The following is a 16,897-nucleotide window of genomic DNA, read 5'->3' as shown; positions in this document are numbered from 1 at the left end:
GGTTTAAGGCTTCCTAGTTGTGCGGACTATAAATTACGAACGCACCTTCCTCCAATCAGGACGAATGGCCGAATTGTCGAGAATTTCTCAATTACCTTTGTCTGGAGCCTCTTATTCTCGCTTAAGCCTTGGGAAACTGCGGAAAAATAGTTGAGGCGGTTACAGCTACAGATCGTGGAAGAATGGCAGTGAAACGACTGCTGCGAGGAAGATGATGCCCTTGGCTGCCCATTTGAAATAGGTTGGCGGTGCTTTGTTGAAGGCTTTCGCACCAAACATCAAGCAGCCTAGGTAGATGGGGCCAGTGATGAGCAGGACGGGAATGAGCTCTTTCGTAAACAGGCCGTTGTACGCATAGGAGGCATAGGCAGAGGCATCGGCAATCGCGATAAACACGATCATGTTGGCGCGGATGATGTTCTGCGGATGGGGGCCGGTTGCCCAAAGTGTGTAGATGGGAATGGAGGGCATCTGGCTGAAGCCGCCAAGCAGGCCTGATAGCGCCCCAACGCCGAGGTTTTGATTGCGTGTGGGTTCTTCTGAGTAGGTCCAGTTGGACATGAGCACTGCCAGAAGTGCGAAGACAACAATAGAGATGCCCCAATGCAAGACGATGGGCGGTGCGTTGGCGAGGATCCATGCACCGACGGAGACGGCGAGGATTGCACCGATTGCAGCAGGCAGGACGCTTTTCCATCGGCACAGCTTGGTTGCCGGGAAGATAAGAGGCAGGGCAATGAGGGTATCGAGAATGAGAAGTGTGGCTGCGGCGAGCTTTGGCCCGATGACCAGAGCGGCCAGAGGTATCCAGACCATGCCTGACCCAAAGCCTGCGAACCCGCGCATCAAACCTGCCAAAAGGATGGCCCCTGCGACCAGAGACAACTGTAAGGCTGAGTGTGCGTAGAGGGCTTCAATCATTGCGGGTCCTAAATAAGAACTCACGCAGGAACGCGTGGATTACTCCTGAAATTTTGCGGATTAAGCCTCTGGTTTTCGTTAGCGGCTAGCGTCTTCGGAGATTTTTCGTTACCGGTTTGTTCTATGGATCATTCAATTCGAATCATGGGTGTTGACCCTGGTCTCAGGAACACCGGTTGGGGCATTATTGATGCCAAAGGTAATCGCGTCAGCTTTATTGCCAGCGGCACGATACAATCCAACAACAAGTACTCTCTCGCAGAACGACTCAAGCAGTTGTACACCGGCTTGCAGGAGGTGATTGAACGTTATGATCCGGCAGAAGCTGCTGTTGAGAATACGTTCGTGAACAAGGATGCAGGGGCGACCCTAAAACTGGGACAGGCGAGGGGCATCGCTCTGCTCGTGCCATCTCTGCACAATCTCGTGGTTTCAGAATATGCTCCCAACCTGGTGAAAAAGACCGTGGTTGGAACAGGGCATGCAGAAAAAGAACAAATCCGTATGATGGTGAAGGTGTTGATGCCGAAGGCGACGTTTAATTCGGACGACGCGGCAGATGCACTGGCGATTGCAATCTGCCATAGTCATCACAGGGGTAGTGTAACGGGCCGTCTGGCCGCAGCGGAGGCGCTTTTGAAATGATCGGGAAACTCAAGGGTGTCGTCGATAGTTACGGCGATGATTTCGTGCTGCTGGATGTGCAGGGCGTTTGCTATCAGGTGCATTGCCCTTCTCGCGTGTTGCAGCAGTTGCCGCGTGTGGGCGAAGCTGCTGTGCTGGCCATTGAGACCATGGTGCGTGAAGACATGATCAAGCTGTTTGGCTTTGCCGAGGACAGCGAGCGTGAATGGTTCCGTATTCTCATGACCGTTCAGGGTGTTGGTGCCAAGGTTGCGCTGGGCATTCTGGGCATCATGAAAGCCTCTGAAGTGGCGAACGCGATTGCGCTGGGCGATAAGACTGCGATTACGCGCGCACCGGGTGTTGGCAAGCGTGTGGCTGAGCGTATTGTGACCGAACTGAAAGACAAGGCACCGGCCTTTGCTTCTGTTGAGGATGACACGATCGCGGTTTCCCAGAGTGTTGCAGAGAATGTGGCCTCTCGTCCGGTGGCGGATGCGGTGTCTGCACTCTCCAACCTCGGTTACCAGCCAGCTCAGGCCTCTGCTGCTGTGGCAGCTGCTGTGAAAACTGCGGGTGAGGATGCGAGTGCTGAAAAACTTATTCGCCTTGGCCTTAAGGAACTTGCGTAATGATTGAGGGTGAGGATCGCCTTGTTACTCCGGAAATCCGGGGCGATGAAATTGATAGCGGAATGCGTCCGCAGACGCTGGATGACTTTACGGGTCAGGCGCAGGCGCGTGAGAACCTGAAAGTATTCATTGGTGCTGCTAAGGCTCGCAATGAAGCGCTGGATCATGTGCTGTTTGTTGGGCCTCCAGGTCTTGGTAAGACCACACTGGCGCAGATTATGGCCCGTGAGCTTGGAGTGAACTTCCGTGCGACTTCCGGTCCTGTAATTGCGAAAGCGGGTGACCTTGCTGCTCTGCTGACCAATCTGGAAGATCGTGATGTTCTCTTCATCGATGAGATCCACCGCCTTAACCCAGCGGTTGAAGAAGTGCTGTATCCGGCGATGGAAGACTATCAGCTTGATCTGATCATCGGTGAGGGGCCTGCAGCCCGCTCTGTGAAGATTGATCTGGCGAAGTTTACGCTTGTTGCTGCAACAACTCGTATCGGATTGCTGACGACGCCGCTGCGTGACCGTTTTGGTATTCCGGTGCGGCTGGAGTTTTATACGCCGCAAGAGCTGGAACTTATTGTGAAACGTGGTGCGCGCCTGCTTGGTATTGGCATGAGTGATGATGGTGCGACCGAGATCGCCAAGCGCTCTCGTGGTACACCGCGTATTGCTGGCCGCTTGCTGCGCCGCGTGCGCGACTTTGCGATTGTGGCTGGTGATGCGGATATTGATGCAGGCCTTGCAGATCGCGCATTGCGTCAGCTGGAAGTGGACAGTGCTGGCTTTGACAGTCTGGACCGTCGCTATCTGAAGCAGATTGCCATGAACTTTGGTGGTGGTCCGGTAGGTATCGAGACGATTGCAGCTGCGCTATCTGAGCCGCGGGATGCGATTGAGGAGATTGTGGAGCCGTATCTGATCCAGAATGGTTATCTTCAACGTACGCCGCGAGGTCGAATTTTGACGCCAATCGCGTTCAAGCACCTCGGTTTGGCCGTGCCGGATAACCCGAATGCGCCTCAGATGGCCCTTTTTCAACATGATGAAGACTGATCTGCCGACATGAATGATAAAAAAACTGAGGCAAATTGGCCCGATCTGACAGGCCGTATTGAAGGCAATGAGCATATTTTGCCCGTGCGTGTGTATTACGAGGACACCGACTTTTCAGGGGTCGTCTATCATGCGGCCTATCTGAAATTTATGGAGCGTGGGCGTACTGAGCTGCTGCGCATGCGTGGTGTGCACCATCATGAGCTGGATTCAGGTATGCACGGAGAGCGTCTGGCTTTTGCTGTGCGCCACATGGATATTGATTTTCTCAAGCCTGCACGAATCGATGATGTGCTTGAAGTTCATACGGATATCAGTGAGGTGAAGGGTGTCCGCATGTTTATCAGCCAACGGGTTATGCGTGGTGACGAAGTTTTGATCAAAGCCAGCGTGACTGCTGTGGCTATCTCTGCGGATGGCAAACCACGTAGATTGCCCAAGGATCTGGTTGCCCAGATGAACGGCGAATAAGCGCGACAATCATCGTAAAAAATCACCAATATTCATTCAAAGTAAACGGGACTGGAAACCTTTTAATCCTTCAGTAACCTTAAACAGGTCTTTTCAATAATGCCTTCAATGCTGGCTGTAGTCGAAGTTTCGCCAAATTCGACAGGCAGGAAGGCTGCTAAATGTTTAATAGACTGGTTGTGTTCATGGCAGGGGTTCTACCGTGGGCCGGTCGTTGGGTTATCAGGGCAAGAGGTCCTTACTACATGAACTCTAAGGTGATGAAACTCGTTGTGGCCATGAGCGCAGCGCTGGCAAGCACTATGCCATTGGCGGCAATGGCCCAGGACGTGCAATCTGTTGAGCTGGGTGCTGCTCCGGGTTCTGGCTTGTCCTACATTTCGCTCTTCATGGAAGCGGACATCGTCGTCAAGATTGTAATGATCGGTCTGATCGCTGCTTCTGTCTGGAGCTGGGCGATTATCTTTGACAAGGTTGTTCTGTATGGTCGTTCCCGCCGCCAGATGAACCGTTTTGAGAATGTGTTCTGGTCCGGCCAATCTCTCGAAGAGCTTTATAAGTCTCTGTCCTCCCGCGCGAATAACGGAATGTCTGCGTTGTTTGTGGCTGCTATGCGTGAATGGAAGCGCTCCCATGAAGGGGATAAGCCTGCCATTGCCAGCCTGCAACAGCGTATTGATCGCGTGATGGACCTGACGATTTCCCGCGAAGTTGAGCGCCTTGAAAAGCGCCTGTTGTTCCTTGCGACCATCGGCAGTGCGGCCCCGTTTGTGGGCCTGTTTGGCACGGTCTGGGGCATCATGAATGCGTTTACCTCCATCGCGGCTTCCAAGAACACCAACCTTGCTGTTGTGGCTCCGGGTATTGCGGAAGCGCTGTTTGCGACTGGCCTTGGCCTGATTGCAGCTATTCCGGCTGTTATTGCTTACAACAAGCTGCAGAGTGACAGCGGTAAGCTGGCTGCGCGCATGGAAGGTTTTGCAGACGAGTTTTCAGCCATTCTGTCCCGCCGTATTGATGAGCGAGCATAATCCATGGGTATGAGCACTGGAGCAGCTGGTGGTGGTGGACGCGCTGGCGGCAGACGTGGTCGCCGCAGGCATTCCCATGCACCAATGAGCGAGATTAACGTGACGCCGATGGTGGACGTGATGCTGGTGTTGCTGATCATCTTTATGGTGGCAGCTCCGCTGTTGACCGTTGGTGTGCCGATCGACCTGCCTGAAACGCGGGCGAAGGCGATGGAAGGTGATACTGAGCCGATAGCGATCTCCGTTAAGTCTGACGGATCCGTGTTCATTCAGGACACCGAGATCCCGGTTGATGAGCTGATCGCGAAACTCGGCGCGATTGCCGAGAATGGTTACAACGAGCGCATCTATGTGCGTGGAGATCAGGATGCCGATTACGGTGTCATCATGAAGGTCATGGGCCGTATCAATGCTGCTGGTTACAAGCGCATCGGGCTCGTTACTCTAGAGGAGCAGGGTTAACCGGGAATGCGTGCAGGGCTTATCGCATCGCTAGTTGTTCACGTGGTCGTGCTTGTTGCCGGAGCGGTTTCGCTTAACTTCGGCAAAGAGCTTTCGACTGCCCCGGTGGATTCACTGCCCGTGGATCTTGTGCCTGTGAGCGAGCTGACCAAGCTGCAGCTGGGTACAAAGGAAGCGAAGGAAATCAAAGAGGCTGCGCTGCAGCCGACCAAGAAGCCTGCTGAAAAGCCTGAGCCGGAGAAGAAGACCGGTGAGGCCAAGAAAGAGGTGAAGAAGGTTCAGGAAGCGAAGAGGGAAGTGCAGCAGGCTGAAACACCGCCGCCGCCGGAACCTGCTGAACCAGAGCCAGCTCCAAAGGAGGTGCCAAAAGAGAAGGCGCCTGCGGAGACTGCAGAACTTGGTCCTGAAGTAGAAAAAACAGAAAAGCCGAAGCAGCTTGTAAAAGTCCGTCCACGTTCCAAGCCGAAGCCTCCTGCGCGTCCGAAAGCGCCTAAGAAGGAAAAGCCGAAGAAGAAGGAAGACTTCAACTCCAAGATGGCGGCTTTGCTGAACAAGACGAATGCGAAGTCGAGCGGGACTGTAAAGTCCGCAAAACCGGCTTCTCTTGGATCCGAACTGGGCCAGACCAATGTGAAGATGAGCCAGTCTGAGCTGGACGCACTTCGTGGACAGGTTGCCCGGTGCTGGAACCCTCCTGTGGGTGCAGCTGGTGCTGAAGATCTGAACGTTCGCCTGCAATTCAACCTGAGCCGTACCGGTGAAGTTGAAGGGCAGATGCAGGTTCTGAACTCCAGTAATAACCCAACATTCAGAGCTGCTGCAAGCAGTGCAGAACGCGCGGTCTATCGCTGCGGTCCGTATTCTCTGCCAGCAGCTAAATATGATGCATGGAAAACCGTCATCTTGAATTTTGATCCTCGCGATATGCTTGGATACTAGGTATTGAGATTGAAAGGAGCTTAGGTCTATGTCCTTTGTGATGGGGCTTAACCCAATGCGTACAACAGGAATCAAGCAGCTGTGGCGTCGTGCATGCCGCTTTGTGGCTGCTGCTGTTGCTGTTGTTACCATCTCTCAACCTGCCTACGCCTTGATTGAACTGGATATTACTCAGGGCAACGTTGAACCTATGCCGATTGCAATTTCTCCCTTTGCAGGTTCTGGCTTGCAGGAAGACGTGGCAGGGCAGATTTCTCAAGTTGTTGCCGCTGACTTGCAACGCTCGGGCTTGTTCCGCCCGATTGATCCGGCTGCCCATATTCAGCAGGAAATGAATGTAGGCACCATGCCGCGCTTTGGTGACTGGCGGACCATCGGGTCTCAGGCCTTGGTGACTGGTTCTATCGCGCAGCAGGCAAACGGTCAGATCCGTGCTGAGTTTCGTTTGTGGGATGTGTTTGCAGGTCAGCAGTTGATTGGCCAGCAGTTCTTCACCACACCTGAAAACTGGCGCCGTCTGGCTCACATCATCTCCGATGCGATCTACCAGCGATTGACCGGTGAGAAAGGCTACTTCGATACCCGCGTTGTCTTCATTGATGAAAGCGGTCCGAAGGATGCGCGCCGTAAGCGCTTGGCGATCATGGATCAGGACGGTGCGAATGTGCGCTATCTGACACGCGGTGATGATCTGGTTCTGACACCTCGGTTCTCTCCTGTTTCTCAGGAAGTGACCTACATGTCTTATGTGGGCGGCAATCCGCAGGTTTATCTGTTCAATATCGAGACCGGACAGCGTGAGGTTCTGGGGAATTTCCCAGGCATGACCTTTGCGCCGCGCTTCTCACCTGATGGCCAGAAGGTCATCATGAGCTTGCAGCAGGGCAGCAATGCGAACCTTTATCTGATGGACTTACGCACGCGTCGGACAACTCGTTTGACCAACACTGCAGCGATCGACACCAGCCCGTCCTTCTCTCCAGACGGACGCCAGGTGGTGTTTGAAAGTGACCGTGGCGGTTCTCAGCAGCTGTATGTGATGAACTCCAACGGCAGCGGTGCCGAGCGTATTTCCTTTGGTCCGGGTCAGTACTCTACGCCTGTGTGGTCTCCACGCGGTGATCTGATTGCCTTTACCAAGGTGCATCAGGGTCGCTTTATGATCGGTGTTATTCGTCCGGATGGTAAGGGTGAGCGCATCCTGACAGAGGGCTATCACAACGAAGGTCCGGCATGGTCTCCAAACGGGCGCGTGCTGACATTCTTCCGAGATACTGTGGGCGAGCAGGGCGGTCCTCAGGTCTGGACTGTTGATCTGACTGGTTACAATGAACAGCTGGTTCAGACACCAAACTTTGCATCAGACCCGGCGTGGTCTCCGCTGCTCGACTAATCGTGAAGCTGAGACCCCAATTTCTTGCGGGATTTTGGGGTCATTAGCACTTCATTAACCAATAAATTCAAGTTACCCTTAACCAAGTTGGTCTAGGGCTTTTTTAACCCTCGGGGTTTGAGGGACAGGAGATTCTATAAATGTCAAAGACGCTGTTCGCGCGCGGAGCGCGTTTCGCCGCTGTGGTGGCTGTGTGTCTCGTCGCAGCAGCTTGTTCGCAGACACGCCCTGAATTGACCAGTGGCAATAGTTCTGTTGCTGCTGGCTCTGGTCAGGACTTTGTTGTGAATGTTGGGGATCGTGTATTCTTCCTCAACAACCAGAGCTCCCTTGATGGTGCAGCTCGCGGAGTTCTGGACAAGCAGGCTCAGTGGCTTCAGCACTACAAGAACTACTCTATTACCATTGAAGGTCACGCTGATGAGCGCGGCACCCGTCAGTACAACATTGCACTGGGTGCGCGTCGTGCGGCTGCGGTTCGAGAATACCTTGTTGCAAAAGGCATTAGCCCATCCCGCATCAAGACAATCTCTTACGGTAAAGAGCGTCCGGTTGCGGTTTGTAACGCCGCTTCTTGCTGGAGCCAGAACCGTCGTGCTGTGACTGTTCTGAATGGTCAGTAATTGAGTTTGACCTGCTGAAATCTAAAAAGGGCTTCCCTGATTTGGGGGAGCCTTTTTTGTTGAAACTCCTGCAAACTTGTAGGAGAACGGAAATTGGCCGGGGAGAAGCCGCAAATAGGGGTGAAACACTGAATGCGTGCCCTATTTTCGTCTTTTCCTCTTGCCAAGAGATGAGAAATTCCGACCCGACCCCTGAAGGGTGTCTCAGGAGATAATTGATGGCTCTTTACCGACGTATTGCAACAAGCTTTGTTGTTCTTGCGCTTGCAACCTCTGTTAGTTTACCTGCGAACGCGCAGCTTTTCGGTTCGTCTAAAAATGACGAGACCGCTCAGAACACTGCCCGCCTTGGTCAACTTGAGGAGCAGGTTCGTCTGCTGACGGGTAAAGTTGAAGAGCTCAATCACAAGCTTCGTTTGACTGAAGATGCACTCCGTCGCTCCCAGGAGGATGTTGAGTATCGTCTCCAGCAGTTGGAAAACCCAGGTCAGACACCGCGGGTTGTTCAGCCTCCTGTTGTACAGGCACCAAGCACGACTGCTCCAGCAAACCGCACTCAGCAGCTTTCTACGCTGAACACTCCTGCTCAGGGCACAAACAGTGGTCCGTTGGATCTGTCCCAGATTGCGCGTGGTAACAACGCAGCACCGACAGGTTCTACGACTGCGCCAAGCTCTGGTTCTCTGCAGTTTTCCGGTAGTGTGAATGAGCTGCTGACTGGTGAGCCTCAGTCTGATTACAACGCAATTTACGGCCTGATGGTTGGTGGCAACTATCCGGCTGCGACAGAAGGCTTTGATACGTTTCTTGGTATGTACCCAGACCATGAGCTGACCGCGAATGCACAGCACTGGTTGGGTGAAAGCCTGCTGGCACAGCGCCAGTATGAGAATGCGGCACAAGCCTTCCTAAAAAGCTATACTGATTTTCCTGAGAGCGAACTTGCTCCTGAGAGCTTGCTGAAGTTAGGTACTGCGCTTACAGGTATGGGTAACGCGCCCGCTGCTTGTGAGACCTATGAGCAGCTTCTCGCCAACTTCCAGTTTGCAGCACCAGCTGTTTTGGAGCAGGCCAAGGTTCAACAAAAACGTGACAACTGCCTCTAATCAAGTTGCTCTCTTTTCTACCGAAGAGCTGGATGAGCTTTTCGGAGAGTATAAGTCTTTCCGCCGGATCGCCATTGGTGTGTCCGGCGGTGCTGATTCTATGGCCCTGCTTTATCTTTTGAAGCAGTGGACACAGGAGCTGGGTTTTGCAGCTCCTGAGCTTTATGCCTTCACAGTCAACCATGGTTTGCGCGCGGAAGCGGCAAGTGAAGCCGTTGGTGTTGCGCAGTATTGCACCCGTATTGAGGTGCCGCACGAAACGCTGCTGTGGGAGGGAGATAAGCCATCCTCTAACATCCAGTCAGCAGCACGGGATGTGCGGCACAGGTTGTTACGGCGGGCTTCTGAGGATCATGGATGTGATGCCTTGTTCCTTGCGCACCATCTGGAAGATCAGGCAGAAACGTTCCTGACGCGTCTTGCCCGGGGTAGTGGTGTTTATGGTCTTGCGTGCATTCGCAGAGATCGTGAGATGGATGGCTTTCACATTTGTCGTCCTTTGCTCAACATCAGTAAAGCCCGCCTGAAGGCTGTTTTACACTCAGCGCATGTGCCGTGGTTTGAAGATCCATCCAATGAAGATGAGCAGTTCACCCGGGTGAAGTTTCGGCAGGCTCAAAGTGAGCTGGATGAACTTGGGCTGACTGCGACAAAGCTGTTTGATACGGCACGACGTATGGCGCGTGCTGCGGATGCGATTGATGTCTGGGTTGATGAAGTGGCTGAGAAGTCCTGCACGTTCCACAGTGCTGGTCCAGTGCGGTTTGACAGTTCCTGCCTTGAATACATTCCCGACGAGATTGGCCTGAGATTGGTTGGGCGGCTCGTCCGCTATATCTCAGGAGCGCCATACATGCCCCGGCTTGCTAAGCTTGAAGGGCTTTATGAGACACTGAAATCAGAAGAAGGTGCCAGAGCAGCCACGCTGGGTGGCGTCAGGTTCGCGCTGGCTAAGCCTCATGAAGATGGTATTTGGTTTTGCTTCAGAGAAGCGGGTAGGGCGGGCTTGCCCGAGGTTGAGGTAAAACCGGGAGATGAAGGAATTTGGGATGAGCGATGGCGCTATAAGGCAGTGCATTCCTCAGAAGGCTTCAGAATCACTTATGTTCAAAAAGAGCTTTGTGGAGACTTTGAGCTGGAAATTCCCGCAAACTGGCTGAAAACAGCATTTCTGACAGCTCCGCTTATTGTTTTTGCTGACGGGGTATCCTACATGCCTTGGAAGAAGATTGGTCAAACTGCTGCTGATGCAGAGGTGAGATCAAGGACCTACGGGATTTCGATGGTCCCAGTGAGCAGAACATTTTGAATAAATCTTGGTTTTGCTGGCGTTCTGTTAAATCTATGCATTTATGCTTTAGAGGAATGCAACTAGGACGCCGAGGCTGGTAAAGTCGGAATTAACGGATCTTCAATCCTGAATTATCAGGGGTAACCGGTAAAATTCCGTTGGCCTTAAGAAAACTGAGAAAGAATCTGTGTCATTCTCAGGAAAACATAGAAAGCCTGTTAGGGCTCGCTATGATCTTGATAGAGACACGTGCGAGGATCGCCGCCACCTTGCGGTAAAGGGATCGAAATGAACACCAATTTCCGGAATTTTGCCCTCTGGGTGATTATCGGTCTGTTGCTGATAGCGCTGTTCCAGCTCTTTCAGAATCCGACCTCACGAAGCAACACAAATGAAATTGCCTACTCTCAGTTCATTAATCAGGCTGAGCAGGGTGATATCCGTGAGGTTACGATCCAAGAGCAACAGATCACCGGCAAATACAGCAATGGCGGTACATTCCAGACCTATGCGCCTAGCGATGCCAAATATGTTGAAGTGTTGCAGAACAAAGGCGTTCTGATCAACGCGAAGCCTCCTTCCGAGAATTTCTCTTTGCTGGGTGCCCTCATTTCCTGGCTGCCAATGCTGCTGATCCTCGGTATCTGGATCTTCGTGATGCGTCAGATGCAGGGTTCCGGCGGTAAAGCGATGGGCTTTGGTAAGTCCAAAGCCAAGCTGTTGAACGAAGCTTCTGGCCGTGTGACCTTTGAAGATGTTGCAGGCATCGACGAAGCGAAGGAAGACCTTCAGGAGATTGTTGAGTTCCTGCGTGATCCGCAGAAATTCCAGCGTCTTGGTGGTCGTATTCCTCGTGGTGTGCTCCTCGTTGGCCCTCCAGGTACTGGTAAGACCCTGACCGCGCGTGCGGTGGCAGGCGAAGCAAACGTTCCGTTCTTCACCATTTCCGGTTCTGACTTCGTTGAAATGTTTGTTGGTGTTGGTGCTTCCCGTGTTCGTGACATGTTCGAGCAAGCTAAGAAGAACTCTCCATGCATCATTTTCATCGATGAAATCGACGCTGTTGGCCGTCACCGTGGTGCAGGCCTTGGCGGTGGTAACGATGAACGCGAACAGACCCTCAACCAGCTCCTCGTTGAGATGGATGGCTTTGAAGCCAACGAAGGTGTGATCATCATCGCGGCAACCAACCGTCCTGACGTTCTTGACCCTGCGCTGCTGCGTCCGGGCCGTTTCGACCGTCAGATCGTTGTGCCAAACCCAGATGTGATTGGCCGCGAAAAGATCCTCAAAGTGCACATGCGCAAAGTGCCTCTGGCTCCGGACGTTGATGTGCATACGCTCGCTCGTGGTACTCCGGGCTTCTCCGGTGCTGATCTGATGAACCTTGTGAACGAAGCTGCGCTTCTTGCAGCGCGCCGCTCCAAGCGTCTGGTCACCATGGCTGAGTTTGAAGACGCAAAAGACAAGGTGATGATGGGTGCGGAGCGCCGCACGCTGGTCATGACCGAAGAAGAGAAGAAGCTGACTGCATACCACGAAGCCGGTCACGCGCTGGTCGCGATGCATATGCCTGCTTCTGATCCAGTCCACAAAGCGACGATCATTCCTCGCGGTCGTGCACTGGGTATGGTGATGCGTTTGCCTGAGAAAGATCAGGTTTCTCTGACCCGTGCGAAGTGTAAAGCTGACCTTGCTGTTGCAATGGGTGGCCGTGTGGCTGAAGAAATGATCTTCGGTTATGAGAAGGTGACATCCGGTGCTTCTGGCGACATCCAGATGGCGACCAAGCTTGCAAAGGCTATGGCTACTCAGTTTGGTATGTCCGACAAGCTTGGCCCGCTGCTTTACGGTGAGAACCAGGAAGAGGTCTTCCTTGGTCACTCTGTAGCGAAGAACCAGAGTGTTTCTGATGAAACCCAGAAGTTGGTTGATGCGGAAGTGAAGAGCTTTGTTAATCAGGGCTACGAGACCGCAAACAAGCTGTTGCGTGAGCACGAAGACCAGCTTCACCTGATCGCTCAGGGCTTGCTGGAGTATGAAACTCTGTCCGGTGATGAAATCCGCAAGATGCTCGATGGTGAGCAGCCTGTGCGTGATACCGGTGATGACACTCCATCCACTCCTCGCTCTACCGGTGTTCCAACCGCGGGTGCGAAGAAGCATGGTGGTGGTGAGTCTCCAGACGGACTTAACCCACAGCCTCAGAGCTAATAGTCCGCCTTACTAAAGGTGTTTAATAAAGTTGAAATGCCCGGCTATTAGGTCGGGCATTTGTTATTCAAGCTCAAGTGCTTGGTTTTGAGTGCGGTGATTATTCTGTGTTGCAGCTGCGTCATTTTGCAAGTGAGCCGTAACAATTGGACATATCATTTGACAGGACCGCACAAGGGCAAGCGTGTATCACCGTTTCAACTAATTTTATCGAAAGCGGTGTGCTCCGCGTTGTGAGTTCGAGGAAATATTAAATGTCGCGAAAATACTTTGGCACTGATGGAATGCGCGGTACAGCGAACAAGTGGCCAATGACCGCCGAAGTTGCGCTGAAGGTTGGTATGGCTGCGGGTGAAGTGTTCCGCCGTGGTAAGTACCGCCATCGCGTGGTTATCGGCAAGGATACGCGTCTTTCCGGCTATATGTTTGAGAATGCTCTTGTTGCAGGTTTCACTGCGATGGGAATGGATGTGTTCGTGCTTGGCCCAATGCCAACACCAGCGGTGGCAATGCTGACACGTTCTTTGCGAGCAGATATCGGCGTTATGATTTCTGCCAGCCATAACCCATTTGAAGACAACGGCATCAAGTTCTTTGGTCCAGATGGTTTCAAGCTTTCTGATGAGGTGGAACTGCAGATTGAGCGTCTGATTGACAGCGATATGAGCCGGAACCTGCCAGCGCCAGAAACACTTGGACGTGCCACCCGTATCGACAGCATGAAAGACCGTTACATCGAGTTCGCAAAGCGCACGTTGCCGCGTGACCTCAACCTGAACGGCATGCGTATCGTGATCGATTGTGCAAACGGTGCCGCTTACAAGGTTGCGCCAGAGATTCTCTGGGAGTTGGGTGCTGAAGTGTTCCCTCTGGGTGTTGATCCGGATGGCTTCAATATCAACAAAGACTGCGGTTCAACCGCTCCAGAAGCGCTTGCCAAGAAGGTGCATGAGGTTCGTGCAGATATCGGTATTGCGCTGGATGGTGATGCAGACCGCGTGATCATCGTGGATGAGAACAGTAAGGTTGTCGACGGTGATCAGCTGATGGCTGTCATCGCCGAATCCTGGAAAGCTGCTGGTCGTCTTTCTGCACCAGGCATTGTGGCGACCGTGATGTCCAACCTTGGTCTGGAGCGTTACCTGAAAGGTATTGGCCTTTCTCTGGAACGTACTAAGGTTGGCGACCGTTACGTTGTTGAACGGATGCGTGAAGGCGGCTTCAACGTCGGTGGCGAGCAGTCCGGTCATATCGTCATGTCTGACTTCGGTACCACAGGTGATGGTCTCGTTGCAGCGCTTCAGATTCTTGCCTGCGTGAAGAAGATGAACAAGCCGGTTTCAGAGGTCTGTAACCGATTCGTTCCTGTGCCTCAGATCCTTAAGAATGTGCGCTATGGAAGTGGCAAACCGCTTGAAGACAAGGCAGTGAAAGCAGTTATCAAAGCTGGTGAAGAGAAGCTTGGTAAACAGGGCCGCCTTGTTATCCGTGCTTCCGGTACTGAGCCACTCATCCGTGTGATGGGCGAAGCGGATGATGCTAAGCTGCTGAATGAGGTGGTTGATAGCATTGTCGATGCCGTTAAGAAGGCCGCTGCTAGCTAACTGAAATAATTTGATTTATCGGATTTAGAAGGCGAGTGCTGCGAGGCGCTCGCCTTTTTCGGTTTCATGTTTGCGTTTTGCATAAGTAAATGGAAGTTAACGAATTGAAGTTTGCTTGGTGATGTGATGTTAGTTGTTTGTTAACGATAAATATTAGGGTTAAAAATACTGGTTAATTTATAGGTAATTCTTTCTCTGTAGAAAGTGCTTAGGTTTTATTCAAGGGCTATCGTCTTGCGTGACGGGTGCCGTTTGAGAGGACATAAGCATGAAGTATTTTAGTAATTTGCTGTCTCTGACTGCAGCTGCAATGGTGTCAACTACAGTTGCTTATGCGGCCGATCTTCCAGCACCTGTTTTCGTGGAAGAGCCAGAGCTCCCGCAAGTTGAGATCGGTGGTGGTTGGTATCTGCGCGGCGACATCGGCTACAAGGTTTATCAGGACCCTAAGGCCAAATTCTCCCACATCAAGTTCAAGGATGAAGAGCTTGATCCAACTGGTGTTGTGGGAGTGGGTGTTGGTTACCGCGTAAACGACTACCTTCGTACAGATGTGACACTGGATTACGAATGGGACGCAGACTTCACTGCAAAAGCTGATTGTATCGGCACCTGTGGTTCAGTCAGCGACTCTGATGAGTTTGCGACGCTGGATGTCTGGACTGTTCTTTGGAACGTCTATGCAGATCTAGGCTACTACAATGGCTTCACACCATATGTTGGTGCGGGTATTGGTGCCTCCTATGTGAATGCGAAAAATGTACGCGCAATCAATGCTGATGGCACCCGAGTTAAGTATCCTAAAGGGCACTGGTGGAACTTCTCCTGGGCACTTATGGCCGGTACTTCCTATGAAATCGATGAGAACTGGAAGATCGATGCTGGCTACCGTTACCTGAACATTGGCGCTGTGAAGACTAAATCCTTCGCAAGTAACGGTACTGTTTCTGGCATCAAGTATGACAACCTTGCCGCACACGAAGTGCGTGTTGGTCTGCGTTATGAGTTTGGTGGTGGATCTGACGGTGGTTACGACGAGCCGATTGTTACGAAATACTAGGTCGCAGGCTGGAGCGCCTCCAGCTTGATTGTTGACCGTAGTACTCAGGAGCCTGTCGCATGATAGGCTCTTTTTTTGTCCAAAATTTAGGAAATGAGCGTTCTTGAAATATTGGTTATCCACTGGGGTGCTGGTGAAAATATATCTAATCATACGCTGCGTTTAGTCGATTGAATGTTGCTCTGCAAAAAAACATTTGTTGACGAGATAAGTCGTTTCGCATAGACCCGTCCGTGGGACACCCCTCCCCAACGAGGGGCGCCTATCTGAAAGGGTAGTCAAAATGACGAATACGACAATGCCGGTCACAAAGCCGGTAAACCCGAACTTTTCTTCGGGTCCATGTGCCAAGCGTCCGGGCTGGACACCTGCTGTACTGACAGGTGCGCCTCTTGGCAGATCTCACCGTGCAAAAATTGGTAAGGCAAAGCTGAAAGAAGCTATCGAGCTGACTCGTGAAGTCCTCGAAGTGCCTGCTGATTACAAAATCGGAATTGTTCCTGCTTCTGATACTGGTGCCGTTGAAATGGCACTTTGGTCGCTGCTTGGTGCGCGCCCAGTAGACATGGTTGCCTGGGAAAGCTTTGGTTCCGGTTGGGTTTCCGATGTTATGAAGCAGCTCAAGCTTGCAGATGCGCGCAAGATTGAAGCTGGCTATGGCGAACTGCCAGATCTCTCAGAGATTAATTTTGACCACGATGTGGTCTTCACCTGGAACGGCACCACCTCTGGCGTGCGTGTGCCGAATGGTGATTTCATTCCTGCAGACCGCAAAGGTCTGACCATCTGCGATGCGACCTCCGCTGCATTTGCGCAGGAGCTTGAGTTCGACAAGCTGGATGTTGTGACCTACTCCTGGCAGAAGGTGCTGGGCGGTGAAGCTGCGCACGGCATTCTGATCCTGTCACCACGTGCTGTTGAGCGCCTTGAGAGCTATACGCCTGCATGGCCGATGCCAAAGATCTTCCGCCTGACCAAAGGTGGGAAACTGATCGACGGTATCTTTGAGGGTGCTACCATCAACACGCCGAGCATGCTTTGCGTTGAAGATTATCTGGATGCTTTGGGTTGGGCCAAAGAACTGGGTGGTCTGAAGGCTCTGGTTGCTCGTGCTGATGCGAACACCGCTGCGATCACCAACTGGGCTGAGAACACCGATTGGGTTGATTTCCTCGCAGTTGATCCGGCAACTCGCTCCAACACTTCTGTTTGCCTGAAGATTGTTGATCCGGAAATCACAAAGCTTGATGACAAAGCACAAGCTGCATTTGCGAAAGCGATTGTGAACCTGCTCGACAAGGAAGAAGTGGCATTTGACATTGGTGCTTACCGTGATGCGCCTTCCGGTCTTCGGATCTGGTGTGGTGCAACGGTTGAAACTGCCAATGTGGAAGCACTGCTGCCATGGTTGGACTACGCCTTCGCTGCTGAAAAAGCGAAGCTGGTTTCCGCTTAAAATCCTTATTTCTGAACGAGATAG

The 16,897-nt window shown here is 52.4% G+C and carries 16 protein-coding genes; 15 read left to right on the top strand and 1 reads right to left on the bottom strand.

What is annotated here, in order from left to right; translation table 11 throughout:
* Positions 1-165: 165 nt before the first annotated feature.
* Positions 166-921: a sulfite exporter TauE/SafE family protein gene (locus PSE_RS22765; protein ID WP_014286945.1), complete on the bottom strand. Its 756-nt coding sequence runs from the start codon at positions 919-921 to the stop codon at positions 166-168.
* 144 nt (positions 922-1,065) lie between these two features.
* On the opposite strand from PSE_RS22765, the gene ruvC reads away from it, so the two are divergent.
* The 15 genes from ruvC to PSE_RS22690 all read left to right on the top strand — a co-directional run bounded on the left by ruvC (position 1,066) and on the right by PSE_RS22690 (position 16,873).
* Positions 1,066-1,566 carry a crossover junction endodeoxyribonuclease RuvC gene (ruvC, locus tag PSE_RS22760; protein WP_014286944.1) on the top strand — a complete coding sequence of 167 codons (501 nt, stop codon included), beginning with the start codon at positions 1,066-1,068 and terminating at the stop codon, positions 1,564-1,566.
* Positions 1,563-2,177, top strand: a complete 615-nt coding sequence (gene ruvA, locus PSE_RS22755; protein ID WP_008551589.1) for a Holliday junction branch migration protein RuvA — start codon at positions 1,563-1,565, stop codon at positions 2,175-2,177. The genes ruvC and ruvA overlap by 4 nt, the downstream gene beginning before the upstream one ends.
* Positions 2,177-3,223, top strand: coding sequence for a Holliday junction branch migration DNA helicase RuvB (gene ruvB, locus PSE_RS22750; protein ID WP_008551483.1), 1,047 nt, complete (start codon positions 2,177-2,179; stop codon positions 3,221-3,223). The genes ruvA and ruvB overlap by 1 nt, the downstream gene beginning before the upstream one ends.
* 9 nt (positions 3,224-3,232) lie before the next feature.
* Positions 3,233-3,694, top strand: coding sequence for a tol-pal system-associated acyl-CoA thioesterase (ybgC, locus tag PSE_RS22745; RefSeq protein WP_014286943.1), 462 nt, complete (start codon positions 3,233-3,235; stop codon positions 3,692-3,694).
* 302 nt (positions 3,695-3,996) lie between these two features.
* Positions 3,997-4,725 carry a protein TolQ gene (tolQ, locus tag PSE_RS22740; protein ID WP_164845287.1) on the top strand — a complete coding sequence of 243 codons (729 nt, stop codon included), beginning with the start codon at positions 3,997-3,999 and terminating at the stop codon, positions 4,723-4,725.
* 3 nt (positions 4,726-4,728) lie between these two features.
* Positions 4,729-5,187, top strand: a complete 459-nt coding sequence (gene tolR / locus PSE_RS22735; RefSeq protein WP_014286942.1) for a protein TolR — start codon at positions 4,729-4,731, stop codon at positions 5,185-5,187.
* Positions 5,188-5,193: 6 nt separating this feature from the next.
* Positions 5,194-6,126 carry a hypothetical protein gene (locus PSE_RS22730; RefSeq protein WP_014286941.1) on the top strand — a complete coding sequence of 311 codons (933 nt, stop codon included), beginning with the start codon at positions 5,194-5,196 and terminating at the stop codon, positions 6,124-6,126.
* A 55-nt stretch (positions 6,127-6,181) separates the two neighbouring features.
* Positions 6,182-7,519, top strand: a complete 1,338-nt coding sequence (gene tolB / locus PSE_RS22725; RefSeq protein ID WP_371260807.1) for a Tol-Pal system beta propeller repeat protein TolB — start codon at positions 6,182-6,184, stop codon at positions 7,517-7,519.
* A 140-nt stretch (positions 7,520-7,659) separates the two neighbouring features.
* Positions 7,660-8,142 carry a peptidoglycan-associated lipoprotein Pal gene (gene pal, locus PSE_RS22720; protein WP_008551510.1) on the top strand — a complete coding sequence of 161 codons (483 nt, stop codon included), beginning with the start codon at positions 7,660-7,662 and terminating at the stop codon, positions 8,140-8,142.
* 218 nt (positions 8,143-8,360) lie between these two features.
* Positions 8,361-9,248 carry a tol-pal system protein YbgF gene (ybgF, locus tag PSE_RS22715; RefSeq protein ID WP_014286939.1) on the top strand — a complete coding sequence of 296 codons (888 nt, stop codon included), beginning with the start codon at positions 8,361-8,363 and terminating at the stop codon, positions 9,246-9,248.
* Positions 9,232-10,557 carry a tRNA lysidine(34) synthetase TilS gene (gene tilS / locus PSE_RS22710; protein ID WP_014286938.1) on the top strand — a complete coding sequence of 442 codons (1,326 nt, stop codon included), beginning with the start codon at positions 9,232-9,234 and terminating at the stop codon, positions 10,555-10,557. The genes ybgF and tilS overlap by 17 nt, the downstream gene beginning before the upstream one ends.
* Positions 10,558-10,827: 270 nt before the next feature.
* Complete coding sequence (gene ftsH, locus PSE_RS22705; protein ID WP_014286937.1) at positions 10,828-12,753, top strand: ATP-dependent zinc metalloprotease FtsH; 1,926 nt, start codon at positions 10,828-10,830, stop codon at positions 12,751-12,753.
* A 254-nt stretch (positions 12,754-13,007) separates the two neighbouring features.
* Positions 13,008-14,357 carry a phosphoglucosamine mutase gene (glmM, locus tag PSE_RS22700; RefSeq protein ID WP_008551501.1) on the top strand — a complete coding sequence of 450 codons (1,350 nt, stop codon included), beginning with the start codon at positions 13,008-13,010 and terminating at the stop codon, positions 14,355-14,357.
* 268 nt (positions 14,358-14,625) lie between these two features.
* Positions 14,626-15,417, top strand: a complete 792-nt coding sequence (locus PSE_RS22695) for an outer membrane protein (RefSeq protein WP_041768768.1) — start codon at positions 14,626-14,628, stop codon at positions 15,415-15,417.
* A 283-nt stretch (positions 15,418-15,700) separates the two neighbouring features.
* On the top strand, positions 15,701-16,873 hold the full coding sequence (locus tag PSE_RS22690) for a phosphoserine transaminase (RefSeq protein WP_041768767.1): 1,173 nt from the start codon (positions 15,701-15,703) through the stop codon (positions 16,871-16,873).
* The last annotated feature ends 24 nt before the right edge of the window (positions 16,874-16,897 follow it).

Source organism: Pseudovibrio sp. FO-BEG1 (genome assembly GCF_000236645.1).
Lineage (GTDB): Bacteria > Pseudomonadota > Alphaproteobacteria > Rhizobiales > Stappiaceae > Pseudovibrio.
The sequence above is the reverse complement of the archived record's forward strand: the minus strand, read 5'-3'. Positions and strand labels throughout refer to the sequence as shown.